Origin of the sequence: Microcoleus sp. Pol8_D6, assembly GCF_036700965.1 — a bacterium.
Classification (GTDB): Bacteria; Cyanobacteriota; Cyanobacteriia; order Cyanobacteriales; family Microcoleaceae; genus Microcoleus.
Genome location: NZ_JAUBPW010000023.1, coordinates 32,539 through 59,133, shown reverse-complemented (window position 1 = coordinate 59,133; position 26,595 = coordinate 32,539). Strand labels below are relative to the sequence as shown.

Genomic DNA, 26,595 nt, shown 5'->3' with positions numbered 1-26,595 from the left:
CGGGCCATGTAGTAAAAGCTATAATCAAAGTCCTGAGTTCCAACTCACAGACTGAGGTAAATTACTTGAACTTTGGCTGACCGTGTAAATCCAATCATCTCAGTGGCAGCAAATTCATCACATTACAGGTTCTTTGAAATAATGACTCTAACCTCCGGTTAGCCATGACTCATAACAACAATCGAACGACAACAATTCGTTACCTTCTAATTACATCAGGTGTACTGGCGATCGGTGGATTAGGCTATCTTGCTTATACCATGTTGCACGAACGCAACGAAGTACGCTACTACGAATCCGAACAGCAATGTATTGTAGATGCGATGAACCAAAGCAACGGGTTCACCAAAGAGCAGTGTCAGGCCCAGTTCCGGTACGCAATGCAGGAATACGAACGCATTACGCCCGTGTATCGCACGCAGCCAGAATGTCAAGAAGACACAGCAAGCATTTGCTCGCAGGTATCGAATTCCAGCGCTGCTACCCCCGGATGGCGACCAGAGTTCGGCGGCTTCTATTTCACCGATGATGTCGATGATGATGCCCCTCCAACAGTGGTCAACGGCGTCAACGGCGGCTCCTACACGGTTTATCCAGTGCAACCCGTTTACCGCTCCAACATCGGAATTGTAACTCCAGATAGAACCCAGATTACTCGTCCCCTACAGGGCATACCGCTAGATTCTCCCTACTTTTCCTCCAGTGGCGACACCCCAAATCGCCCCGCAGGGCACGCAGCTCAGGGAACCATCAAAGGACGAGGGAGGTTTGGTAGCACAGTCCGTTCCACGGCTCCTTTGGGAAGCGGAGGAAAGTAACCAAGACCGATTTTTCTCTATTTTTCCATATTCTCCAGTGTCACTAACAAGGTGCTTCATCCATGTATCCCTTTTTGTTTCAGCGACGGCGCAACTGGCAGCAGCACGTATTAGAGAACGCCTACCAATGTCAGCCTCTTGCAGACATCAACCAACGCTACTGGGCAGAAGCTTTAAACCGTCCCTTTGGGGTGATGTTTTCGCGCCAGGAAGAGGCGAGGATCTGGGATGCTACTGAGGCTCTTTGGGATATGTGTCGGGAGTTTTTGGACTGGTTTTTCACCGCTGATGGCCTAGAAAATCGGATGAAAAAACTCGCTATTCCCCCTGCTTTCTGGGAAGCAATTCAGGTTTCGTGGGATCGGGTTGACGAAGCAGAAGATATGTCTCTTTATACCCGTTTCGATCTTGCCGTCACTGAAGATGGAAAAATTAGCCTTCTAGAAATTAACGGCGAAACTCCTCTCTTAGGTGCAGAAACAGTCTATCAATGGCTGTGGTTAGATGACATGAAAAAACCCAGCCGAGATTTGCGATCGCTTCCCAACGATGCCGATCAGTTCAACAACTTTTGGGACGAAGTTGCAGGTCGATTCCGCACTCTAAGTCGTCATTATGATTTAAAGCAGTTCGGTCTGAGCTTGTTAATTGACGAGCATCTGTCAGAAGATACCGAGATGGCAGGACAACTGGTGGAAATTATTAATCAAGAATTGGGTAACGATCGCTTTTTTACCCAACTTGTAGGATTGCGTAACCATCTGGGCGTGGATGAAGAAGGATTTTTTGTCGATCAATTCAATAATCGGATATTGCGGCTGTGGAAAATCATCGATTGGCTGGATTTGCAACTTGCCAGCCAATCCTTTAACGCAGATGAAGCTCTAGCATCGCGCCTGATAGCAGGGGACGTGAAAATCATTGAACCGCTGTGGAAACAGATTTTAAGCAATAAAGGAGCGATGGTGTGGATGTGGGAATTATTTGGCAGCCACCCAGTGTACGGTCAATTCTTGCTACCCACTTTCTTCACGGATACTATCTCGATCGAATCCACAGCATTACTGACCCAAATGCACGTCAAAAAGCCTCTCGTCGGTTTAGAAGGTGTTGGGGTTTCTATTGAGACAGGCGATTTTGTTGCCGGAGCCGTTCACGCCCGCGAGGCGATGGGCTACGATCGCGAAGGATTCATTATTCAGTCCTATCAACCCTTGCCCGAATATTTTGGCTACCACTTCGTCGTAGGTTCCTGGATTGTCGGCGATACTCCCTCCGGCATCGTATTGCGCGGAGATACAAATCCGATCACCGGACGACATTGCTTAATTGTTCCGCATATCGTGAGCGATCGTCTGGTGAATACTTAACTTCTAATCAGAAAAACTATGAAATTACAAACTCATGATGTCCGGGGAATTCCGATTCTTAGCAGTGAGTGGAGTGTAGATGAATTTATTGCCGATGAGTTGAAAATTCCCGAAGTCGCGCCTATAATTCAGGCTGGATTTATGGATCTCCTGAGCCGAGATGTGTTCTCTGAGGGAGACAGTCAGCCACTCTACGAGCATCTAGTCTCTCGCAGTTCGGAGTTCTCGTTAGAATTCATGAGTGCGATCGAACTTTGGCTGCAAGACGAATTACGGCACTACGTTGCTCTGCGTAAGGTCTATCACATGGTATCAGGTTTGTCCCCAGAGGCGATCGACCAAAAAAACGAGAGTCGGGTGCATGAACTCGAACCGATCGCGTTTTTGATTGAGAACGAATTCACCATTCTAGTTGGTTTAATGTTTGACGAAATGGGTTCCGTGTGGTCTTATCACCGGGATATTAAGGAATTCTACCAACACTATGGGAACGGCTTTGCTCGCGTAGGACATTTGGTAACGCAGGATGAGGGGCGGCATTTTAGGAATGCTGCGACTCTCATCCAACATCGCCATCCCGACAAAATCGATCGGATCGAACCCTTATTAGAAAAGATTAGCGAGATGGAAGCCAATCTTGCTTATTATCCCAAGACTTTCTTTCTCGATCACGCTCAGGAAAGACACCGCTTTCCGAAAGATTTTAATACCCAGGTGATTCAAAGAATTCTCTCATTTTTCTAACAGAATTCCCAACTTAATCATCGAATCAACATTATTATACTTTCCGCGGCGATCGAGCATCTCAAACAGACGCACCCTACCGCAACTTTCTCTTTCTCCTCTAACTCTCTCTGTGTCCTCTGTGTCCTCTGCAGTTAAAAACTCTAATCTTTATCTGAATTAAAGCATTTTTTCCAGAAATTGCTTGGCGCGATCGCACTTCGGGTTGCTAAAAAACTCCTGCGGCGGCACATCTTCCGCCACCTTTCCCCCATCCAAAAACAAAATCCGGTGGGCGACTTCCCGCGCAAAACCCATTTCGTGAGTTACAATTGCCATTGTAATTCCCGTTTTCGTCAAAGCTTTCATCACATCTAACACTTCTTTAACCATTTCTGGATCGAGTGCAGAAGTCGGTTCGTCCATCAACAAAATTTCCGGTTCCATAGCCAAACAGCGGGCGATCGCCACCCGCTGTTTTTGTCCCCCCGAAAGCTTAGAAGGATAAACCTCAGCCTTATCGGACAAACCCACTTTTTCCAGCAATTCTAACCCCTTCAGACGCGCCTCCTCCTTAGCAATTTGCTTCACCTTTACAGGCGCATACATCACATTTTGCAGCACTGTCATGTGGGGGAACAAGTGGAAATGCTGAAAAACCATCCCCACTTTCTGGCGGATTTTCATAATATCTGCCTTCGGCAAAGTAATATCCACTCCGTCAATGTATATGTGTCCCGAAGTTGGAATTTCCAGTAAATTCAAACACCGCAAAAAAGTAGATTTGCCGCAGCCCGAAGGGCCGATAATGGCAATCACTTCTCCTTTATGAATTTCAGTAGTTATCTCGCGCAAAACCTTCAGATTGCCAAAAGTTTTATACAGGCGATCGACCTTAACTGCTACTTTGGAGTCTGCGTTCGAGTACATTTGCCCCCCAAGTTAAACTAAGCACCATCAAATAATAAATTGCGCCGACAAATATCAAAGGTTCAAAGTAAATATACTTTTCTGCTCCCACAATTGTAGCGCGGCGCAGCAAGTCTTCTACGCCAATTACTGAAACTAAAGCTGAATCCTTCAGCAAAGCAATACTTTCATTCACCAATGCAGGCAAAATATTTTTCAACGCTTGCGGCAAGATAATATCGCCCATCATCAGTTTGTAGGGAACGCCAAGGGATTCTGCGGCTTCTTTTTGACCTTTATCTACGGCTTGAATTCCCGCGCGGATAGTTTCGGAAATATAAGCCCCAGAATTCAGGAAAAAAGTAATCACGCCAGCTTGCAGCGCCGATATATTATAGCCCGTAAGCTGCGGCGTTGCAAAATAAACTAAAGTCAACTGCAAAATTAGCGGGGTTCCGCGAAAAATTGAGGTGTAAGCAGTGGCAAACCAGAACAGCGGTTTAATGCTAGAAATCTTAAACAGAGACAGCACGATTCCCCAGATAAATCCGAGAAATGCCGACAGCAAGGTAAAAGTTAGTGTTACCCCAATCCCGGACAAAATATAAGGCAAACTCGGCTCGATTTTCCCAAAATCTAACCCGAACTTGGGCGCTACCGCAGGCTGATTTGCTGGAGCAGTTTCTTGCGGAATAGGTCGAGAAAACCACTTAGTAGCTAGTTCCTTAATTTGACCGCTGGCTTTCATTTGCTGGAGGACTCGGTTGAATTCTCGAACTAATCTCGAACCTTTCGGAAAGGCGATCGCCGAACCGCTTTCTTCAGTATTCGGGATTGTGTTAAACTCCAAGTCCGGGTTCGCTGCTGCATAACCCGTAGCGACAGTATCCTCGATCACTCCCGCCGCGAGGCGGTTCGATTTAATTTCTTGAATAATGTCAGGAATCCTATTGAGAGGAGCCAGTTGCACCCCGGCCATTTTTTTCACAGCTTCCTGCTGAATGCTTCCGAGTTGAACGCCTACTTTTTTCCCGGCTAAATCTTCAGCTTTGGTCAAATTGCTGCCTTTATTGGCGACAATTGTATTTTGAGCTTCGTAGTAAAGGTTAGAAAAATCAACATTTTTTTTCCTTTCTGCTGTGGGAGTCATTCCAGCCATCACAAAATCGGCTCTACCCGCCTGTAAAGCGGGAATTAAGCCGTTAAAATCCATGCCAACTACTTTCAGTTCGTAGCCCAATTTTTTAGTAATATATTTGGCAATGTCGATGTCAAAACCGATGATTTCGTTGCCGCTAACAGCCGTATCTTTAAATTCATAGGGCGGGTAGTCTGGGGAAGTCGCCAGTGTTAAAGTCTTGTTGGCTTGGGCGTAGCTGGCGATCGCAATTAAACAAAAGGCGATCGCGATCGCCGCCACCAGCATTGATTTTAATTTTAAACGTTTCATATCGAACATTGTCCTAAAACATCCCCTCGCCCAGAAAATATACCACAAATCGGAATCAAGTCACCTTTGTAAAGGAAGATATACTCCTGAAATCACGGGTTGCCAGAAACCGGGTTTGATGGACAAACAAACTGCATAATTAGCCTTTAATAAGGGGAAAAAACCAGGTTATAAAGGTATTAATGCGTGCAGGGCTAAAGATAGATAATTGTGCCACTAACTTATATTTAAAAAATGTCCGAACTGCACAATTTTTAACATTTTATAAAGTAAAGCTTGTCCGAACAACTCCCACCAATGTTGTAGCGTTGTCCAAGTTGCGATCGGTATTTCTAATCATGCAGCATATTCCATCTATATGTGGTACACGGTATTCAGTAGATGAGGACCAAAAATGAAACGTTAGGCGATCGAGTTTAGTGAAAAAATAGTTAAAGCATATCAACAAGGTGATACATAAATTAGGAATTGTAGGTGAGAGATTGATGGCTCCACAAAACAAATCGGCTGTGATAGCGCTTCCAAAATTATTTGAACACTGGATTAATCAAAATTTCGCAATGTTTAAATTCCGCATTATCAACCACTCCTTCTCGCATTGTAAGTTCCAAATCTTCTCGAAAGTAGTCAGAGACGTGAAACTCTGTTTGTACTATAAAATTAGATTCCGTGTAGGTAATTGGAAATTATTTGAGGACTGAACTGATGGTTTTGTAAGTGTCCCAAGGCACGAGCGCTTGCCAGATTTAAGTGGCGTATTTTCTTGAGATGATTTTAGTATGGGGAAAGGCTATCGATCGGTTTTAATAAAAGAGCAATCGCCTTGACAAAACTTTATTCTCCCTTCTATTTATCTGGCAATAGTTCCTTGCTAAGGGTTTCTAATTTAAGAGATAGTGAGCGAACTTTTTTCTTAATAAAATCAGCCGTTTGAGGTTGATTATTCATGCCACAATGAGCAATATCATTACGCAACTCTGCCATTTGACTCCAGACACTACCAAGTTCATCTGCTTGTGGCAAAGCCGCAAACTTGTCATTGCAACGGCTATCAAGAGGAGGGCGAGGATTACGTTTATTCTTTTCAACTGCATTGTTGAGAGCATTTTCTACATACTTGCGACCTTTTGGATGATCGAACATGGGTTCACCAAATTGCAGCGCTAAGATCGAAACCAACCACTCACGTGCTAAAGTAACTGCTTGTACCAATTGATTTCGGTCAATGTACCATTTAATCATTTGAAATTGTAGCCGCAGATTCTGGCTTAATTCTGCTTCATCTTTAGGATTTTCGAGAGCAAATTGTCCGTACTGTTGAACCACCTTGTCTGATAAAAGTGAAAATGGTTTAGCTCTATCGGCAAAACTTGGTGCAGCTTTTTGGAGAATTTCTTCTAACTTAGTAGCCGATTCCATTGTCTCAATTGGTCTAGTTACACTTAGAGCGAGAGATATATTCTCAATTGCTTCAAACGAACTCTTAATATTATCTCTGATTTGTCTGCTAGATGGAATTTCGTTTAGTTCCGAATTTGATGGTATAGCACTTTTAAGTAACTTAGCTAGTTCTCGCCCATCTCCTATTTTGACAAATTGATTAGTGGCTGTAATCCAATCAATCATTGACACAAATTCAGATAGGTCAATGACAGGCGCGGGTACGTTATTTTTGCTGTCGCTTAACTCAGGAGCACCATAGTAAATAGCTGCAATTGTTACGTTTTTGGCCGCTTTGAGGTAAGCAGCGAATAAGAAGACAAGAAAAGGGAGCGATCGCAGTCCGTGAGTAATATCAAAAATTACGTGATCGTCTTCATCAACATATTGAGTGATGATTTTAAAAGTTTCCCACATTTCCTCCGTAGTTCTACCAGTTGGGATATCAATCGGCTTGATACGCTCATCTCCTAGTGCTTCTAATAGAGGCCAAGTAGTTGCTTTTGCTTCTTCTGTGACGCACACTAACATAGTGTCATATTCACAAAACTGGTGCAGTGCTTCAGCAAATACTTGACCATTGTAGGTTCGATTGCTATGGCTGTAAATAGTTTCTCTTGGATATTTACCTAAAAATGTAATGATTTTTGTTTGACTCATTAATAATCTCCTTAATCTAGTTTTACAATGGTTTGACCCATTCCTAAACGGGTTTTAATTCCCGTACCTGCATAATGGCTGTATTGAACCAACAAATTAGCAACATTAGCCAGCAAAGCATCAGTTCGGTAAGGAATTTGCAGCGTTACTTGGCCAACAAACCCATTTACATATCCTCTCGGCAACTGGTGCGATCGCGTTTGAATTTTGTGGTGTTTTAATAAAACAGCCTGACTCAAATAAGCGATTAATTCATCACTCCCCAAATAAACAGGAGCAAAGTGATTCCACCTTTCTAACCAACTGCGAAACATCTGAGTGGGAACGGGTAAAGCTAAGTGCGTAGAACCTTGTGCGAAAGCAGTCGGAGTTGTAAATTTAAGGTCGAAGCGGCGGACTAGTTCTGGTTCATTGGCTACAAGTTCTGTGTAAAGTTGTTCGTAGCTGGTGATTTCATCTTCTCGATTAATTATATCAAATTTAGCACCGAGAAATTCGAGAGATGGTGAGAGATTCAGGGAGGCGATCGCTTTTGCAGCATTTTCCTGCAAGCCAGACAAAGACAAGGTATAAAACTCATCAGGTGTAAACGTCTGAAAATCTTTGGAAACTTGGTAGAAACCCTGAATTCCTGAAAAACTTACAGAAGGTACAGCCTCACTCCCGACTTCTAATCCTAATCGGCGATGCAACTCCTTCACCAATTCTAAATGGTAGGCGCGCGGCAAAAGAGCGGGTTCGGATACAGTTAATGTCCAGGTAGAACGAATTAGCATGGCTTAAACTTTACCCATCCAGGTACATATTTGATATCGCCCTTATGATCTACAACAGTCCGCCGCGATTTTGGTGCTTCAAAACCAGGTGCTTTGATTCCGCAAGTATCACGGATTTCTGCTACCAATTTCTCATCAAGACATAAACTAACCGTAGTTCCCAACATTCCGCTTGCCCAACCAACCCTTAAGCTATAAGGGCACTCAGTCGGTTCGTATAGTTCCTGAATATAGCTGAAACTTAAGTCTTTACCTTGAGAGCGATTATTTTTGATATCCTCCCAATAATCATGTTCAGCATCCCATTGCTCTTGAGCAAACTCTTGACAAATTTTCAGCAGTTCATCCAGATTTTTAAACGGTATTTGCATCCCTTCGTTGTGAGTGAACCATTGCAGCATTTCCGTATCCAGACTCAGGGTGAATTCAGTCTGCACGTTGCGAACCATTTCCGCATAAATGGAAGCGCGATATTTTGCTTTATAATCTGGAAAGCGGCTGGAGACAATAACTTCAGCAACTATAGGTAAGTTAAAAAATACATTCTTTCCTTGCTGAGTGACTTTTTTGAATTCTAGCAGATGCTGAGAATCGGTGACTTTAATGGCTCGCATGAAGTCCGTGTTAGGCCCAATTTTGCTTTTGACCGCTCGCCCTTGATAGGAGAGTTCAAAATCAGAAAATAAACTATCCATGAATAATTCATCATCTAATTTTTTTTGTTGGTGTTTATTTGCGACTTCCCCTCTACCAAGTTTTTCTCGTAATTTGATTTCTATGACACTAAGGCTGGCCGATTCTGGTAGTTGATATTTTTTTTCATGTTTGAGGAGGTGGTAGGCGATCGCAGTTCTAATTGCCCCTTTAATCGACGAACCGGGAATATACAATTGTCCCATGCCGTTGCGAATCATCGGACGCAAATCTGTCACCGGATTTTCAGTCCATTTATGACTGACGGCAATTTCAGGAAAAATGCGATCGCCATCTTCACCTGTAGCATTCCACCATTGATCGCCCAAAACATCTTCAAGCAATTTAGTAATATTTTTGGACTCTTCAATAGTACGAATATAATCGTCCAATCGACCCCCTTGATACAGCACTTTTGCTAAAGCTTCCCGATCTGGAAGATATACCCTTTTAGATGTCTGGACATATTCAAAAGGATTCAAGCGCGAGACTTCCGAGCCGATATGTAAAATAGGACTTGTTAGCTGAATCCGCTTTGATTCGGAAGCTTCAGGCTTTTTGATGGCAAGGTAAGAAGTAGCAATCATGATATTTATTCACTCTTGACTTTGATAGGAAGACTCAAACTAATGCCGCTGCGGTAGATCGGATGATTTTTAGGTTTCTTAGTTTGTTTATCTATTAATTGATGAGGTGTAACATCAGCAATTTTTCCTAGCGGCGGCGACGAAAAAACCGAACCTTCCACAAACATTCGCAGCATTTGGCGACGCAACTGTTGCCCTGAAATCCAACCTCCTCGCTCTATAGTTTCATAGCAAGCATCTTTATCTTCGGTTATCAAATGCTTTAGCGCTGACAAATCATCATCCCAGAATAAACTCATTAGACTGTAATGACTTGCCTTGAAATCCACTACTTTTTGCCAAAATTCAGGTAACGACAACCATTCAACCTCAAAGTGTCCTGCACCGCTGCTGCGTTCGCCTCCTATTCCTTCTTCACCAAGCAGTTGTAAAGCAGCATATAGTTGATTTTCTAAGGTTTCGTCTTTCTGAGAAAAGTTGAGCAGGAAGTACAAACCCGATAGACTTTTGATATCGTTACCATTTTGCTCCCATTGGAATTGCACAAAACCTGTATGATAAAAGTTGGTTGATCGGGTAACGCGGTCTACTGCTATTTTTGGTTCTTGACCGATTTTAAAGGCTTCTTTATAGCTAAAAGTTCCCTGTTCGTGCAAAAAGCCATCAGATTTTTTCTTGTTAGTCTCCTTAATTAGTTCTTGTCTGTCCTCACTGGTAAATCCTTCTCCCTGATACCATTTATGCCACACTTCTAAAGGCAGATAATTAATCTTTTTGTAAGCCTTGAAAAATTCTAAGTCTCCGTCACCAGCAGGGTAGTTAGCGGGAAACTTTAAAGGACGCGGCAAATAGTAAATATCGCGATCGTCGTGATGGCGATAGACAAACGTCGAACTCATCGTTACGGATGGCTGCGGGTTGAGAAACCGCTCCAATACTTTCTCAAAGTCATCTTTCTTAAACAATCGAGCGCAAGCACTAATCCAAGCACTAAATAGAGTGTCAGAACGCACGCGCTCGCTCGTCTCCTCCATGCCAATTCCCAATTCCCCAAAATGAGCGGGAGAGTTGCCAAAATTGAGTTTAACTAATCTCCAGTGATTCATACTTCGCCCCCATCTCCTGGCAGCAATCGCTGCTGAATTTCATCGCGGAAGCTGCCGAAGTTTTCGAGAAGTGCTTCTGTATTAGCCACGGGTTGAATTGGGGGCAAACCTGATTCTCCGCTGGCTATCTGACGGTATTGATTTAAGCTGCGAAAAGAAAACTTAAAATTCGCAAATTTGACTTTGCCATAGCCGCGAGAACCGTGTCCGCCGAGAGCATCATCTTCTAATAATGCAAGTGCGATCGCCAGATTCTGCAAATCCTCAATAGCTTGAGAAGCATCTTCAACCGTGTAGATCAGTTCAAACTGAAATTTTGACCCAGCAGGAACCCTTTCTACTTGTCTGGGATTGGCTGCTGCTGTAATGCGATCGATACCGTTTTCAAACTTCCACTCTGTCATGTAGAGTCCGGTATTTACCCTCTCAAGTTTTTCCGCAGATTCCCTCTGTAAATGACAGTCCCGAACAATCAAACGTGCTGTGGCATTCCGTCCTTTAACTTTTGTGTATAATTCTCCAAGTTCTCCTTCCCTTTCCTCTACAAAACTTCCCAATCTACTGCCATCATTAGCTTTAGCAATCCTTCGCTGGGAACTGTCTTTTACTGCTTCTAATTGCTCGACCTCAACGGCATCAGCTTTAACCCAACAATCTACCCCCGTAGAGCCAAAAATGCGGCAGACTTTGCAATTTTTAGCGCCGTCGTAAAAAATTAGCAGAGGTGGTTTTTCCTTTCCCTGTTTAACTTCTGTAAATCCATCGACTAAATCATCGCTTTCGTACCGATAAGTACCGCTTCCTCCTGGTCTGTTAACTGGCTTGTTTTCCAATCGTTCTAAAATTGAACGCAGTTTGCCTTTAATTGACGAGCCAGGTAAATAAGGATGCTGAGTTAAAGGATCGCGAATGACAGGTTTATCCAGTCCTCCGATATCCAGGCTTTCTCCTCCTCCGCCAATGTGCAATCCGGTTTCTACATTCAGCGTACTGGTAATGCGAACTTTACCGAGTAAAGGTTTTTGTGTAAGAGATACAGGCATAGCTATTTTCCACCTTCTGCTTTGTGATAGGCAATAATTGATTCAATCAGTTGAACGAGACGCTCAAAATCTTCGGTGCTGCGTACTTTGTCGATCGCCGGTGACATCACATCACTCATCGGTTTTGCAGCTTTTTGTCTCGCCGCAGCGTAGGCGAGTTTTGGTTTGAGGAGAACTACTTCAGTTTCTATTTTGGAAAAGTCATTTGTTTGAGCCAAAGTGACTTTCATCTTGTTCACAGCGTCGAGGAACTTGCGAACCTGATTAGTTTCTAATCGTTGCTGCTTCAAATAAAGACCAAACTCCTCGGCGTGTTTAACCAAGTCACGAATCGGATAAGTTTTTAAACTTTCTAATCCAGTAATTGTTTTAACTATCCTTTTTGTTATTTCTAAAGGCGGTTCAGTGGACATAACCGTCTTGTCTGCCGAGGTGTGTAGTTGTTGTTTTTCCTGTATATTTGCAGGATTATGGAGATTTGGAAAATTGGCTTTTTTAGGTGGTTCAGGCATTTTGATATTAGCGGTTTAGTAGTTCAAGCCAAGTTGCGATAGCCCTAAAATAAGGCGCGTTATACGGATTTTTCAGAGAAGTTCGCACTGGGGCAAAATTCTCATTGTCTCGGACTTGGCTGGGAAGTCGCGCCAGAGTATAAACGATTTTAGGCAAATGTAAGTAGTAACGAATTTCTCTTTGTTGCTCTTCCGATTTATCCTGAATTTTTTCCAGCATATTTTCTTGAGCTTCCGCAGTCATCAACAGGTTGCGAATAAAACTTCGGGAGTAATTGATATCTAGATTTTTCAGTGGCTCGACGAGGGGAAATATCCCCCACAGATCCGGTTTAAATTCTGGGCTTAAGTAGTTTCTAATCTCCTCGTCTATGACAGCCCAGTTTTCTTGAATTCCCAACCATTCATCCCATTTAAACTTACCTCCAAACAAACCCAAACTATCGCGACCATTGCCTTTAGCAGATTCTTCGGCCTCGCCCGATGTTTTAGCCGCTTGATAGAGAGGAAATTTAGCAGTATCAATGCTAATTCCCCCAGATAATGTAATATCTGGATTTTTTCCCGTATAAGCTCGGAAACACTGGTAAACGTCAAAGGCAAATTCAACTATCTCATTCCATGCACCGCTGACAAATAGATCGTCGCCACCCGCGTAAATGAACAGAAGATTTGGGCGATCGCCCTCGGTTAAACATTTTGCCTTCTCTAAAATTTTAACACTGTTTCGAGTTTCTAGGAAATTCTCCTTGCGGTTTTTTGCCAAACTATTAAGATAGACTTTAAAGAAGTAACTCATTTGGCGAGAAAGTCCAGCCAATCTTGGTAAAGTTTGATTTTCACCCAAACCTTCAGCAAAAATCCGCCCCAGTCTATCTACATCCATCCGCAAGTAACCAACTCTAGGAATCGCTCCTGCTTTCTTGGCTTTCTCTGCCATTTCACCTGCTCGGATAAAACCCGATTCTTCTTCGTTTCGCTGAGCATAGTTTCCCAATAACAACGGTACAGTATTATTTTTGTGATATTTTTTTAAGTCCCAATTGTTAACGAGCAAGACTGTTTCATCATCTTTAGCTACTTGTAAGGCTAGTTCGCCTTCTTGAAAAAAGTAGTAATAAAAATTTGGCAAATAAATTCTTTGGACTCCGCCTTTAATATTCGATCGCTTAGAGCGCACTATTGCCTTAACATCAAACAATTCATCGCCCAGCTCAAACATAGTGCGACACATCCAACAAGCACGAGACGAATCAGGCTCAAAGCGATTTAAAATTTTGAGACTTTGCAAATCATCGCGATTGCAAACTCGACAAGGTTCATGACTCGGTTTGGGTTGGATAAAGTTATGAATGTGACCTTCAAACTTGCGAAGTTTCTGCTTGGCGAGGTTCTTGGTTACGTGTGTCCAGAGATCGGCAAATTCTTTAGTTTTTAGAGCTGTAGTTGGCACAGGTAAATAATCGATCGCTAAAAACAGTTTACCTTGAAAGGTATTTTTTAGCCACTTATTAAATCGCTCTTTAATCGTACCTAAAGCAGCTTGAACCTTTATTGTATCGTTTGAGGCCAGCAAATATAAATTACCGCCACCCGCATAAATAACATTAGTACGTGGTAACTTTAACTCTTCCAAAAGCTGCTGAACAATTTCTTCTGTGACTAATTCCAGATAAAAACTCCGAGCGCGGAGAGATTTCAGCGCACCGTCAGAAGCAATGGTGTAAATAAACTTTTGAATTCCCGATAAGTCACCGGCAATTAAACCGAGATCAGTTGCATCAGGATTGTCCACCAAAGCAGATGCTACCGCAGCAGTCGATCGCACCATATCTATCAAAGCAATATCCTTCTCGCCAAAGCTGAGACAAGAACCGTATTTCTCTAAAATCAAAGTAAGCAGCGATAAGTTTTGCCAATCTTCTTTGCGAATATTTTCTAACTCTTGTCTGACAATGGTTTTATATGCTTTATATGCTTCTAAATCAGGAGGTTTTGTCAAGGGATAAGGAATAGACGGGTAAGAATTATCGCTAGCTTTGATCGCCACTACCGGACAATAATGTCGCTCCTTTGGTTGCTTACCCTCTGACAACTTAACCGCATCAAATAGCAACTCCAAATAACTTATTGTCGGCTCGTCATGCCCTGATAATAATTCTTTTGCTTTAGTCACCGCTAGATGTTCTATTGAAAGTTGATGCGGAAACCAATTGCGGAAACTTGAGTCAGCCCAACCTGCTAAAGTGCAGATAGCTTGCTGGATAACTTGGAGAGCAACTTCTTGTGATGTCATATCTAAAACTTCCTCAATTACCTAGCGAACTATCAATCAACTAAGTCACCCAAATTATACTCAGGATTGTGAGTAATAGCAATTACATATTTTCCCAACTTCGGATCGAAAACTCCAACTGCACCGTAAAGATGAGAAACTTTGTGAACCAAAACACAAGCTACAGGTACAGATGCCGGCCCATTAATTTTAATTAGCCGCCCTCCCGACAATTCCCCAGAATTGCTCATTTCTGCCAAACGAGTCGCCGCATCTCGCACAATTTGGTCGTTTTGAGCAGCTTCTCCAAATCCAATTTTTAACACTTCACCCTGAAGTTCAATCTTGTAAGTAGTCATCAGCTATTCCCACTCGATCTCCCGGATTATTGCATACTATCGGAAACACCCCCTTCCGATCGCCCTTACGCTATAAAACACAATTTAAATCCCTCAACCCACCATGAACCCAACATTTCGCAATCCGCCACACCCCAGACTCCTAGAGGATTTCGCCAACGGAACTCTCGACCAAATTCAAAATCTCACCCGCGCCATCCGGTTGTGGGTTTTGGTAAGTTGGCTGTACAGCGACGAGGGATATATTGCCCTTAGCAGTCCCTTTACCTATGCTGATTGGCGCGAAGCTTTCTTTGGCAAAAATTATAAAGATGAAAAGCAGGAAGATATTCTTAACTATTCAGACCCCAATTGTGCTTGCAACAAAACAACGCAACAGTGGTTGACAAAATGGAATGTATCTGTAAACGAGTGGCGGCATTCTTTGCAAAAACAAATAACTACGATTACCGATGCTGATTTAGACAAGCTCTTGGCAGAAAAGTTATTCGCTCAGGTACGTAAATCCCTGCAAAATGACTTCGATTTATTGGTAAGTCGGAATTTGCTGCAACGGTTAACCAGGGTGACGGGTAGAAGTAAAAACTACCGCCGAGTTGACACAATACCGCCACTTTCCAGTCAAACAGAAAACCCCAATACAGACAGCAATTTGACTCCAAAAACACAGGCTTATCTCGCTGCTACTTTGGGGATGTTTAGTTTTCTAGACCCGAGTTTGCCTTTATTAGCAGACCAATTTTCAGAAGAGGTAGTTGATGAAGATAATCACCGCGTCTTTTTGTACGTTGATTATCTCGTACCCGAATCTAGTCCCATGCAAGATGCTGTCGATCAATTTCAGAGCGAATTGCAGGAAATGTGGGATTCTCAAAATATCGCTCCTTTGCTATTAACTTATCGCAGCGCTCATCAAAATCAGATTAAAGAGTGCGTTGTTTATCCTGTTTGTATTTACTTTATGGATCGAGCTAAATATTTGTGTGCCTACGGCAGCACCCCGAGAGGTGAAATTAATTGGTACAAATATCGGCTCGATCGCATTATTTCAAAACGTCTAGAATCCTTGGACTGGCAAGATTCTCGGGTTCCGCAATTACTCAAAGAAAAATATCAGGAAAATAACCTGCCAACTCCCAACACAGTTAACGATATGTTAAAGGAAGCTTGGGGCTGCGATTTTTATAAAGAAACTGCCCTGATGGTATTGCGGTTCGATCGCACTTTTCATCAAAGTTATATGCAGGGAATCAGCATTCACTCTACCTGTACCGCCATAGATATCGATCGCGCCGCCACATTAATCACACAATACACTCCCAACCCAGAACACCGATCGGCACTTTTACAAATTCTCCAGTCTCGCCCAACCGACGATGCTTACTACCAAGTCACTTACCGAGAGACAGACTACTACCCGCTGAGGTGGTTGCGCGCTTTAGGTTCAGAAGTCGAAATTCTGCTACCTTGGAACTTGCGACAGAAAATGGCCGTAGAAATCCAAAAAACTGCGAACTTGTACCAATAGTCTTTTGCTCGATAATTATCAAAGCTATTGTGGAAAACTTGCTGATTTCTGTGGAAAACCCCCCTTTTCCTGTGGAAAACTAGCACTAAATTAAGTGCGATCGCATTAATTCCCTTGATAGCATTTAAAAAATTAGAGGAATTGCGATCGCAAAAACCGCCTTCCTCCTTCATCCCTCAAGCTGCTGTTTGCTGGGGATACAGCCTACATTTTTCCTCGTTCCTGCTTCCTCTTTCCTTCTTCCTTTTCTTCAGAATCGTAGCTAATTTGGTCGGAATGGTAAGCCGGCGGCTCAACGTGAATTAAGATGCGTACAGGGCTGAAACGTTCTTCCAAACGGGCTTCTACTTCTTCTGTAATCCGGTGAGCTGTTTCTACATCGACAGCATCGACAATCATGTGCATATCAATAAATACTTGACGCCCTACAACGCCACGGGAGGCGATCGAGTGACAGTTGACAACCCCCGGCACATCGATCGCGATCGCGTGAATAACCTCCGGTGCGATCGCCATTTCATCCACCAACCAAGGCAGATTTTCTGTTAAAACCTTCCAACCGCTTCTAAATACCAAAACAGCCACAGGAAAAGACAAAAACACATCCAGGAATTGCAGTTGAGGTATATTCCAAACCTGCCCTTGCCAAACACCAATCAACCCGCCGATGACCATAATTGTCACCCAAACATCGCTCATCGTGTGCTGGGCGTCAGCCACTAAAATCGCGCTACCAAGGCGTTTGCCAACTCTGCGCTCGTAAAAAGTGACAAAAATATTAATCCCCAGTACAATCAGCAAAATCCACAGTTCATTTGGGGATATTTTGACAACTTTACCGCCGTTAATCAGCCTTTCGACAGCACCGCTGAGAATTTCAAAACAGGCAATTCCCAGAAAAACAGCAATTCCCAGAGCTCCGAGAGCATCAAATTTTTGGTGTCCGTAGGGATGATCGCGATCGGGCTGCGGATTGGCATAATGATTAGTTACCAATCCTAAAATATTATTAGCGCTGTCCGTGACGCTGTGCAAAGCATCTGCCAGCAAACTGAGGGAACCCGTCAGCCATCCCACGGCTGCTTTAATTGCCATCACCAGCAAATTTAGCAATAAGGTAATTATTAAAACCTTGCGGACTTCGGAACGGTTATCGGCAACCATAAAATATCCTCGCTCAGCCGTCAAGTTTTCTGGTTTCTAGTTTAAAGCTTATCAAGTCATAAAAGGTTAAAAGTATTGCTGAATCTAGCTTGCGACTAGATTTATATTCATTAATTTAGCCTAGCTTCTTGAGACAATTTTTAATTAATAGCATTCTCGCAGTCCAATTGAGCGGGAATGTACTTCTTTTGGGTTACTATATTTTTTATCATTAACAATCGTATGTTAAATTTCATTGCCCATGTCTCTTTCTCCGCTGACACTGAATTTAGTTGAGGGTTCTGTCTCCTTTAGCTTTTCCCCGCAAGCCGCGCGGGATTTGCAAAGCGAAATTGCAGCTTTGATGGAAAGCTTGAAAGCTGTAGCAGCCAAAACCGCTGGCGCTAAAGCTTCTCCCCAAAAACCGATGGAATATCGGTATGCAGGAGATGTCTTTTTGGAAGTTTTCTGCAACCCGAATATCTGGCCAACTCCTTTTGCTGCAAAAGTGCTGATTACGGTTAGGGACGATCGCGTGCGCGTGACCACCGAAGCCGAACTCAGCCGCCTGCGCGACGATCTCGCTCAGTATATCGAACAAGTCGGTTGAGATTCTCAACCTCGATCGTTTGTAGTTAATAGGTTGAATCTGAGTTCAGATACCATTCTCACTTAACAGGCTTTCCGGCCTGTTCCACAAACATTAAATTTTATTGTGGGGTGGGCTTCTAGCCCGCCCCTGAAAGGCTTATTGAAAGAGGATAGCTATCTGCCGGCGAAGCCGACCATTCCCACATTGAACCTGCATAATTCTTAGCATTAAATCCCACATTTGTCAAGACACAAGTCAACCAGGCAGAGCGAATTCCCCCAGTACAATAACTCACAATTTGAGTTGACTGCGAAACTCCTTTTTGCTGCAAAATAGCAACTATTTCCCCGCGATCCAGCAGTTTTCCCTGTTTGTCCATCAACTGTTTGTAGTAAAGGTGAACCGCACCGGGAATGTGGCCGCCTCGCTTTTCTCCGTAAGGTGTTTTACCTGCATATTCTTGCGGTGTTCTGGCGTCGATAACTACTAAATTATCATTGCCTAAAATAGTTTTCAATTCATCCCGCTGAATTTCCCAATTCAATCGGCGAGATATTACAAAATCTCCTGTTTTCGATGGATTGTTTGCAGATTTCACTCGATTAATTCCAGCTTTGATTAAAGCCCGATATCCTCCATCGACAAAAACTGCTTTTTCGTGTCCCAAAGTCCGCAATATCCAAACCATTCGCCCCTCTTCGCCCCACCCTTTTACAGAATCGGCAACGACTATGACAGGTTTGTCTTGACAAATACAAATTGCTTGCAGTTTTTGAGTTAAAACTGTGTTATTTTCGATAATTTTTCCTTTGTTGGGAAAGTCCGATCGCGAAAATTCCTGCCAAGTTACGGGAATAGCCGGTGGGAGACGGCACAACCACTTTAAAATGGGTACACGAGCATCTAGTAAAGTAGCTTCTTGTTCCAGCAATTGCTTAGCTAAATCTGCATTTACTATCCAGTTATTTGTAAAATTCCCCAGTAAATTAGACATAATTTATTGAGTAAGTTTGGCTGTATTAGCACCGCAGGCTAAAACCCCTTTGGTATTAGTTGGATTAGCTGGTTTAGTCTTGCCAGGAGCAGCATTTATACACAAGATTGTTTGGGTCTTGTTTCCCACCAAAAAGACTCCCCCCACAAAACTTTTGAGATTAGCTTGCTTTGATACTCCGTAGTTAAATACAGCACCTTTTTTCATCATGCCGATCGAGTAGCTGTAATTGGCTGCGTCAGGTTTAATTTGGAGCCCCATATAAACCAATAGAGTGGAAACAGAACTTGTAAAGCCTGCTTTCTCAGCATAGTAAACTTGCTGAGCTTTATTCATCGAACCCACAAAATTTTTCGCTTGTAATTCCTTAGCTTTAAGAGTTTGTGACACTTGAGCTTCCGAGACCGTGCTGAAAAAAACTGGCAGAGTTAGAGCTGCGATCGCAACTTTGAGCTGCCAGTTACTGCTGCTAGGAATCATGCTTAATTTCACAGATAACAGGTGGAATGAGCGGTTGAGCAACATACAATCATACTAATTGTTTTGCCTGAAACTGTTTCAACGCCCCAGGAGCAACCGTGCCGTGTTCTGTAATAATTCCTGAGATTAATTCGGCCGGAGTTACATCAAAAGCTGGATTGTAAAATTCGACTCCCACAGGACAAATTCGCGTAGTTCCAACTTGATACATTTCAACTGGATCGCGTTCTTCAATGGGGATTTTGCTGCCGTCGGAAAGCTCAAAATCAATGGTTGACAGAGGAGCGGCAACAAAAAACGGGACGTTGTGAGCTTTGGCAACAATTGCTAAACTGTAAGTGCCAATTTTATTGGCAGCGTCGCCGTTAGCAGCGATTCTGTCTGCACCGACAACTACTGCGTGAATCATGCCGAGTTTCATGCAGTGAGCGGCCATATTGTCAGCTATTAATGTGACGGGAATTCCTTCTTGCACGCATTCCCAAGTGGTTAGTTTTGCACCTTGGAGACGGGGCCGAGTTTCGTCTGCAAAAACTCTTCCGAGTCTTCCTTCTCGCCAAGCAGAACGAAATACACCTAAAGCAGTACCGTAGCCTGCAGTTGCTAATGCACCTGCATTGCAGTGAGTTAGTAAGTTCAATTTTTCGGGTGTAGCTGGCAGAACTTCTAAACCTTTGTCGCCGATATCTTTACAAGTTTGCAAGTCTTCTGCTTGAATGGTTTTAGCCATTTCTAACAAAGTTTTTTGCACTTGTTCGACAGAACCGCTAGTTTTCTCGGCTGTTTTGAGCATTCGCGATATTGCCCAAAACAAATTAACCGCAGTCGGACGAGTCGATCGCAATAACTCGCCAACTTGTTCTAATTTAGTAAAAAACTCGGTGCGATCGCCCGTTTCGATTTCTCGCGCCCCCAAATACATCCCGTAGGCTGCTGCTACCCCGATCGCCGGAGCACCTCGGACTATCATAGTTTTAATCGCCTCAGCCATATCTTCGTAGCGGCTAATTTCGACTACACCGTATTCTTTCGGCAGCCGGTTTTGGTCAATTAGCAGAACTCGGTCTTCTTTCCAAGTGACGGGCGAAACAGGGGAGTTTTGAGGGGTCATCGATTTCAATGATGTGAGGGACAAGTTTCTATGATGCCATGAAGGCGACTATTCCTCTATGTTATGAGGGACACGCTGAATTTGCCAAAATCCCAGCCCTGCGGTTTGAGATTCGAGACTGGAGATTTGAGAGTGAAGAATTGCTGGATACCTGCCACTCTCTGGCTTTGGAATTTGTGTAGAGTTGGATTCTTTTTCACAAAAGTGTACTTAGTAAAAAACCGTACATTAAGTTGTGTAAATTATACTTACGTTTTTTGAAAAATTTCCGTAATCGGGAACAAGCTAGCTGTACCTGCGGTCTGGTTTTTTTAAATTGATAATGAAAAAGTGCGATCGAGCAACTTTCCAGATCCAACAGATTTACAAGAATCACCAAAATAGATAATCGTAAAGCTTTGTCTGTACAAATTTTACTGAGTTAAAGGCAGGTTTTGTGGTAGCCGTATTTGTGGTGGATTGAAGTAGCGACTATCATCGCAGGGAAACAACATTTTGAAAACCTAACTAGGTGCATGGGGAAACAGTAATTATGAAAAACCAACAAATAGTATTCGTAGATTCAGCAGTTGAAGATTGGCAAAGTCTGGCCACAGGAGTTAAAACGGGTACAGAGGTAATTTTAGTCGATCGCACGCGGGACGGCATCGAACAAATTGCCGAAGCATTGCAGCTCCGCAAAGGTATAGAAAGCGTTCACATTATTTCTCACGGGGAATCGGGAAGTTTGCAGTTAGGGCACACTAGCCTGAATTCCGACAATTTAGAAACATATCGCGACAGTTTGAAACAGTGGTTTTCGTCATCTGTCAACTCAATTAAAAATCGATTTGAAATTCTGCTATACGGATGTAACGTAGCAGCAGGTGAAAAAGGAGAGGCTTTTGTACAAAAGCTGAGCAAGTTCACAAAAGCTAATATTGCTGCTTCTGCAGATATTACGGGCAGTGCCCAAAAAGGCGGAAACTGGGTACTTGAATACGCTACGGGAGCGATTAAAACAGGATTGGCGATAGAGCCGGAGGTAATGGCAAGTTACGCGCATACCTTGGCGACGTTTACTGTTATTAATACCGCTGACTCTGGGCCTGGTTCGCTGCGACAAGCGATTACGGATGCGAATGCAGCGGCCGCACCGCCGCACAATATTAACTTTGCCATTGGTACAGGCTTGCAGACGATCGCGCCCCTCTCGATCTTGCCACCTATTACCGCTCCCGTAATCATTAACGGTACCTCGCAGACTGGATTTGCAGGCATCCCACTTATCCAGCTATCTGGCAACAATACCGTTGGAAACGGTCTGATCCTTGCTGCTGGTAGCGGTGGCAGCACGGTGCAGGGATTAATAATCAATGGTTTCACCACCGCAGGCATCTCTGTTGAAAGTAATGGGAACACAGTATCTGGCAATTACATCGGTCTGGATGCCACGGGCACTCTGGCCAGGCCCAACGGCGTATTTGGCCTCGTCATTCAGTCCGGTGCGACCGGTAACATAATTGGCGGGCTTAACCCGGGCGATCGCAATGTCATTTCCGGCAATACTACTTTCGGTGTCATCATTGCTGGCGGGAGCAACTCTGTACTGGGCAACTTTATTGGCACTAATGCAGCGGGTACCGCGGCAGTAGCTAACATCGGTGCCGGAGTAGTTATCCAAGAGGCAGCTAACAATATAGTTGGGGGCAGCACGGCAGCGGCCCGCAATATTATTTCCGGTAACGGTACTGGCGCAGTCATTGCTGGCACGGCAGCCATCAATAACCAACTCCTAGGCAACTACATCGGTACAGATGTCAGCGGTACCAATGCAGTTGCAAATAGTGTGGGCGTAGCTGTCCAGGGAAGCGCAAACAATAATACGATTGGCGGTAGTGTAACAGGTGCTGGCAACGTCATTTCCGGTAATGCTAACAGCGGAATCAGCATTGTTGACAATAGCAGCAGCAACGCTGTCCAAGCCAATTTCATCGGCCTCAATGCCGCTGGAACAGCCTTGAGCAACGGTGCAGGTGTCGTCATAGACAATGGGATCAACAATACGATCGGTGGCAATACAGCAGCGGTTCGGAACATTATTTCTGGCAATGTTGGCAGTGGCATCAGCATCTCGGGTGTCGGTGCCACAGGGAACAGTGTGCGGGGCAATTTCATCGGCACCAATACCGCAGGTACGGCAGCCATCGCCAACGCCGGTTTTGGCGTTGCCATCACTGCCAATGCCACCAACAATACAATTGGCGGGGACTCGACGGCAGGCGAGCGCAACGTCATTTCTGGCAATAGCAGTAGCGGTGTCATCATTAATGCCGGAGCTACAGGTAACTTTGTGCGGGGAAACTTCATCGGCGTCGGAACCGACGGCACTACCGCAGTGGCGAATAGCGCTCCTGGGGTATTGGTTGACTCTTCCAATAATGCGATCGGCGGCACAGCACCGGGCGTGGGGAATACTATAGCCAATAACGCTATAGCTGGGGTCACAGTTAATTCTGGTACCGGAAATAGCATCCAAAACAACTCAATCTTCGCCAACCTTGGCTTAGGTATCGACCTTGGCAACAACGGCATCACCGCCAACGATGCTGGTGACGCCGACATCGGTGCAAACAATCTCCAAAACACCCCCGTACTCACCACCGCTACCGCCAGCGCTGGCAGCGTCACCGTCGCGGGAACTTACAATAGCATTCCCAGTACCACATTCACCCTCCAAATTTTCGCCAACACTCCCCCCAGCACCCAAGGCCAAACCTTCATCGCTTCTATCCCGGTAACTACTGACGCCACGGGCAACGCTGCTTTTAATCAAACTTTCCCAGCAGCAGTCACCGCAGGCCAATTAATCACCGCGACAGCAACCGACGCCGCCGGCAACACCTCGGAATTTTCCGCACAGCCTGTTCCCGTTGTCGTACCGCTGAGTACCATCACCGGCATCAAATTTAACGACATTGACGGCAATGGTACGCAAGCAGCCGGAGAACTTGGCGTCGCCGGAGTTACAGTGTTCCTCGACACAAACGGTGACGGCATCCTCGGTGCCGGAGAAACTTCCGCAACGACTGGGGCCAATGGCAGCTTTACTTTCCCCAACTTGCCCGCAGGCACTTACAATGTCCGGGAAGTTGTACCGCCTGGAAGCCAAACAACTACGGCTAACCCGGTTGCAGTGATTTTGACAGCCGGTCAAACTACTCCTGCTACCGTTAATTTTGGCAACCAAGCAATACCAGTACCACTGAGTACCATCACGGGCCTCAAATTTAACGACATTGACGGCAACGGCACTCAAGCTGCCGGAGAACTTGGTGTTCCCGGAGTTACAGTTTTCCTAGACACAAACGGTGACGGCATCCTCGGTGCCGGCGAAACTTCCGCAACTACCGATGCTAACGGCGGCTTCACTTTCGGCAACTTGCCTGCGGGCACTTACAACGTTCGGGAAGTTGTGCCAGTTGGCAGTCGGCAAACTACTCAAAACCCGCCCCCAGTGATTTTGACAGCAGGTCAAACTACTCCTGCTACCGTTAATTTCGGCAACCAAACAATACCCACTGTACTAGGCAGCATCACCGGAATTACATTTAACGACATTGATGGCAACGGCACTCAAACAGCCGGAGAACTTGGTGTTTCCGGATTTAGGATTTTCCTTGACACCAATAACAACAACAATCTAGATACAAATGAAACTTCCGTTAACACCGGGGCTGAGGGCAGTTTCACTTTCCCCAACTTGCCTGCAGGTACTTACAGCGTCCAGGAACTTGTACCGGCGGACATTGCGCCAACTACTCCAAACCCGGTTTCGGTGACTCTGGCAGCAGGTCAAACTACTCCTGCTACAGTTAATTTTGGCAATCGATCCACGTTTCCTCCCCCTCCAACTCCAACTCCGACTCCGACTCCGCCTCCAACTCCGACTCCGACTCCGCCTCTGCCTCCGACTCCCGTCCCACAAAGCAGCATCAGCGGTCTTAAATTCAACGACGGCAATGGCAACGGTACTCAGGATGCGGAGGAAACTGGTCTTTCGGGATGGCAAATTTTCCTGGACGCTAACGGGAACAACTCTTTAGATGATGGCGAAACTACTGTTACCACTGACAATTCTGGTAATTACAGCTTCAACAACCTCAATCCCGGCACATACAATGTGCGGGAAGTCCAGCAGACTGGGTGGACGCAAACTACTGCTAATCCGGCGGCGGTTAATCTGGGTAGTGGCGAAAGTCAATCGAACGTTAATTTTGGCAATTTCCAAAATATTAGTATCTCCGGCAGCAAGTTTAATGACCTCAATAACAATGGGGTTTTGGATACTCAAGAACCGCTATTGCCGAACTGGCAAATCTTTCTTGATGCTAACAGCAATGACTCTTTAGATGCTGGAGAAGTTAACACTTCAACTGATAGTTTTGGCGGCTACAGTTTAGCCAATTTAGGCCCGGGAACTTATCGAGTTCGGGAAGTCAATCAACCTAGTTGGACGCAAACTACTGCCAATCCTGCTGATATTATTGCTGTCAGCGGCACTAATGTTAGCAATATTAACTTTGGCAATTCCTTGGCCCAAGTCCAACCAACACCAACACCACCGCAAGAAGGACAAGATGTTGACTGCATTTGTTCGCAAATTGTTTTACCCAGCCTTAGCAGTATTCGCGGTCCAAATGCTGTCACTAATAGCCGCAACGGTACTAACGGTAATGACACTATTTTCGGCACGAATAACGGTGACGAAATAAATGGTTTTGACGGCGATGATTTGTTGGCAGGATTGCGGGGCAATGATAATGTTTACGGGGGACTTAACAGTGCTTTCCCGGTTGGCCCAGATATAGACAGGGACTTGCTGTTTGGCAATGAGGGTAATGATTACCTCAATGGGGTTGCTGGAGATGATTTAATCTTTGCGGGCAAGAACGAGGATGTTGTTTACGGCGGCAAAGATGACGACATTATTTTCGGCGACCAAGAAAGCGATACTTTAATTGGCGACCAGGGTAACGATACTATCTACGGGGGAACTATTAACCCCTTCGACCCGGATTTGACTGGCAACGATTTGGTGTTCGGTTTGGCCGGCGATGACTTCCTCAGCGGGGAGAAAAATCAAGATACGATCGCAGGTGGTGATGGTAATGATACAGTGCGTGCCGGCAAGGGGGATGACGTTGTTCTGGGCGAATTGGGCAGCAACCTGCTATTTGGCGATGAAGGAAGTGATACTATCTGTGGCGGCGAGGGGGAAGATACAGTGTACGGAGATATTGGTAGCCCCCTCCCCATTGGTTCTACGGGCGGACAAGACCAAATATGCGGCGGTTTGGGCAACGATTTGCTGTTTGGCAATGAAGGTCAGGATACCGTTAACGGGGAGACTGGGAACGATACTCTTTACGGCGGTAAGGATGAGGATAGTTTGCTCGGCAGTGCTGGGGACGATTTCTTGTTCGGAGATCAAGGGAATGATACTTTGATTGGAGGCACCGGGAACGATGGATTTATCTTGGGTCTTGACCTCGGCAGCGAGACTATTTTAGACTTTCAATACGGCATCGATTCGATCGGCTTAATTGGTGGTTTAAATTTCTCGCAACTGAGCATTGTTGCGGAGAATACTTCTACTCTCATCCGAGTTACTGGTTCCGGGCAACTTTTGGCAACTCTCAGCAATGTGCCTGCAAGCGTGATTACTGCCACAGATTTTGCACTCCTTTAGTGCGATCGAGCTAATTAATTAGGTGAGAATATTGTAGGGACGATGGATTAATAGACGGTTGGCAAATCAAAAAAGGGTGAAACCAAACATTTTACAGCAGATTCCACGTTATTTGTGAAGTACACCCCTGATCCATGAATCCCCGTAGGGAAAAGGCATTGCCTTTTCCCTACTACTTTATGAACCTAGAATACGCTGTATAATCATGGCAAATAAACTCTGATGAGCCAGAAGTAATATCATTTTCGGTTACACAGCGCCGTGTCCTACCTGGGGAGCATCTCACTTTTGCACC

21 protein-coding genes are annotated in these 26,595 nt (G+C 44.6%); 7 read left to right on the top strand and 14 right to left on the bottom strand.

All coding sequences use genetic code 11. From position 1 onward, the window contains the following. The first annotated feature begins 164 nt into the window (after window positions 1-164). The 3 genes from QUA10_RS11785 (at window position 165) to QUA10_RS11775 (ending at window position 2,932) form a co-directional block, all read left to right on the top strand. On the top strand, window positions 165-818 hold the full coding sequence (locus QUA10_RS11785; RefSeq protein WP_333082788.1) for a DUF1190 domain-containing protein: 654 nt from the start codon (window positions 165-167) through the stop codon (window positions 816-818). Window positions 819-880: 62 nt separating this feature from the next. Next, window positions 881-2,188: a glutathionylspermidine synthase family protein gene (locus tag QUA10_RS11780; protein WP_333082789.1), complete on the top strand. Its 1,308-nt coding sequence runs from the start codon at window positions 881-883 to the stop codon at window positions 2,186-2,188. 18 nt (window positions 2,189-2,206) lie between these two features. Then, window positions 2,207-2,932, top strand: a complete 726-nt coding sequence (locus QUA10_RS11775; protein WP_333082790.1) for a hypothetical protein — start codon at window positions 2,207-2,209, stop codon at window positions 2,930-2,932. Window positions 2,933-3,091: 159 nt separating this feature from the next. Here the strand turns inward: QUA10_RS11775 and QUA10_RS11770 are convergent, their stop codons facing one another. The 10 genes from QUA10_RS11770 to QUA10_RS11725 form a co-directional block, all read right to left on the bottom strand. Beyond that, window positions 3,092-3,841, bottom strand: coding sequence for an amino acid ABC transporter ATP-binding protein (locus QUA10_RS11770; RefSeq protein ID WP_333082791.1), 750 nt, complete (start codon window positions 3,839-3,841; stop codon window positions 3,092-3,094). Next, window positions 3,807-5,270, bottom strand: coding sequence for an ABC transporter substrate-binding protein/permease (locus QUA10_RS11765; RefSeq protein WP_333082792.1), 1,464 nt, complete (start codon window positions 5,268-5,270; stop codon window positions 3,807-3,809). Before QUA10_RS11765 ends, QUA10_RS11770 begins: the two co-directional genes overlap by 35 nt. Before the next feature lie 846 nt (window positions 5,271-6,116). Beyond that, window positions 6,117-7,370, bottom strand: coding sequence for a TIGR02221 family CRISPR-associated protein (gene csx2, locus QUA10_RS11760; protein ID WP_333082793.1), 1,254 nt, complete (start codon window positions 7,368-7,370; stop codon window positions 6,117-6,119). Window positions 7,371-7,381: 11 nt separating this feature from the next. Beyond that, a complete protein-coding gene (gene cas6 / locus QUA10_RS11755) occupies window positions 7,382-8,146 on the bottom strand; it encodes a CRISPR system precrRNA processing endoribonuclease RAMP protein Cas6 (protein ID WP_333082794.1) in 765 nt (254 codons plus the stop codon). Beyond that, window positions 8,140-9,426 (bottom strand): type III-A CRISPR-associated RAMP protein Csm5, encoded by a 1,287-nt coding sequence (gene csm5 / locus QUA10_RS11750; protein WP_333082795.1) that lies wholly within the window; start codon window positions 9,424-9,426, stop codon window positions 8,140-8,142. The genes cas6 and csm5 overlap by 7 nt, the downstream gene beginning before the upstream one ends. Before the next feature lie 5 nt (window positions 9,427-9,431). Continuing rightward, window positions 9,432-10,532: a type III-A CRISPR-associated RAMP protein Csm4 gene (gene csm4, locus QUA10_RS11745; RefSeq protein ID WP_333082796.1), complete on the bottom strand. Its 1,101-nt coding sequence runs from the start codon at window positions 10,530-10,532 to the stop codon at window positions 9,432-9,434. Beyond that, window positions 10,529-11,518, bottom strand: coding sequence for a type III-A CRISPR-associated RAMP protein Csm3 (gene csm3, locus QUA10_RS11740; protein WP_445243575.1), 990 nt, complete (start codon window positions 11,516-11,518; stop codon window positions 10,529-10,531). Before csm3 ends, csm4 begins: the two co-directional genes overlap by 4 nt. Window positions 11,519-11,577: 59 nt before the next feature. Further along, window positions 11,578-12,087: a type III-A CRISPR-associated protein Csm2 gene (csm2, locus tag QUA10_RS11735; protein ID WP_333086257.1), complete on the bottom strand. Its 510-nt coding sequence runs from the start codon at window positions 12,085-12,087 to the stop codon at window positions 11,578-11,580. Window positions 12,088-12,094: 7 nt separating this feature from the next. Further along, a complete protein-coding gene (cas10, locus tag QUA10_RS11730) occupies window positions 12,095-14,383 on the bottom strand; it encodes a type III-A CRISPR-associated protein Cas10/Csm1 (RefSeq protein ID WP_333082799.1) in 2,289 nt (762 codons plus the stop codon). Window positions 14,384-14,415: 32 nt separating this feature from the next. Next, a complete protein-coding gene (locus QUA10_RS11725) occupies window positions 14,416-14,721 on the bottom strand; it encodes a CRISPR-associated protein Csx3 (RefSeq protein ID WP_332956612.1) in 306 nt (101 codons plus the stop codon). 103 nt (window positions 14,722-14,824) lie between these two features. Between QUA10_RS11725 and QUA10_RS11720 the strand changes: the two genes are divergently transcribed. Then, window positions 14,825-16,249 carry a TIGR03985 family CRISPR-associated protein gene (locus QUA10_RS11720; protein WP_333082800.1) on the top strand — a complete coding sequence of 475 codons (1,425 nt, stop codon included), beginning with the start codon at window positions 14,825-14,827 and terminating at the stop codon, window positions 16,247-16,249. Between the two features lie 204 nt (window positions 16,250-16,453). Here QUA10_RS11720 and QUA10_RS11715 read toward each other — a convergent pair whose 3' ends face one another. Then, window positions 16,454-17,413, bottom strand: a complete 960-nt coding sequence (locus QUA10_RS11715) for a cation diffusion facilitator family transporter (RefSeq protein WP_333082801.1) — start codon at window positions 17,411-17,413, stop codon at window positions 16,454-16,456. Between the two features lie 241 nt (window positions 17,414-17,654). Between QUA10_RS11715 and QUA10_RS11710 the strand changes: the two genes are divergently transcribed. Then, on the top strand, window positions 17,655-18,002 hold the full coding sequence (locus QUA10_RS11710; RefSeq protein ID WP_015174783.1) for a hypothetical protein: 348 nt from the start codon (window positions 17,655-17,657) through the stop codon (window positions 18,000-18,002). A gap of 118 nt (window positions 18,003-18,120) precedes the next feature. Here QUA10_RS11710 and QUA10_RS11705 read toward each other — a convergent pair whose 3' ends face one another. The 3 genes from QUA10_RS11705 to mtnA are packed head-to-tail and all read right to left on the bottom strand — an operon-like array spanning window position 18,121 to window position 20,569. After that, complete coding sequence (locus tag QUA10_RS11705) at window positions 18,121-18,978, bottom strand: rhodanese-like domain-containing protein (RefSeq protein ID WP_333082802.1); 858 nt, start codon at window positions 18,976-18,978, stop codon at window positions 18,121-18,123. A gap of 3 nt (window positions 18,979-18,981) precedes the next feature. Continuing rightward, on the bottom strand, window positions 18,982-19,458 hold the full coding sequence (locus tag QUA10_RS11700) for a type IV pilin-like G/H family protein (protein ID WP_333082803.1): 477 nt from the start codon (window positions 19,456-19,458) through the stop codon (window positions 18,982-18,984). Between the two features lie 49 nt (window positions 19,459-19,507). Next, the gene (gene mtnA, locus QUA10_RS11695) at window positions 19,508-20,569 is read right to left on the bottom strand and encodes an S-methyl-5-thioribose-1-phosphate isomerase (protein ID WP_333082804.1); all 1,062 of its coding nucleotides are present in this window, start codon (window positions 20,567-20,569) and stop codon (window positions 19,508-19,510) included. A 38-nt stretch (window positions 20,570-20,607) separates the two neighbouring features. On the opposite strand from mtnA, the gene QUA10_RS11690 reads away from it, so the two are divergent. Beyond that, a complete protein-coding gene (locus QUA10_RS11690; RefSeq protein ID WP_333082805.1) occupies window positions 20,608-20,751 on the top strand; it encodes a hypothetical protein in 144 nt (47 codons plus the stop codon). Window positions 20,752-21,101: 350 nt separating this feature from the next. Further along, window positions 21,102-26,300, top strand: coding sequence for a DUF4347 domain-containing protein (locus tag QUA10_RS11685; protein ID WP_333086256.1), 5,199 nt, complete (start codon window positions 21,102-21,104; stop codon window positions 26,298-26,300). The last annotated feature ends 295 nt before the right edge of the window (window positions 26,301-26,595 follow it).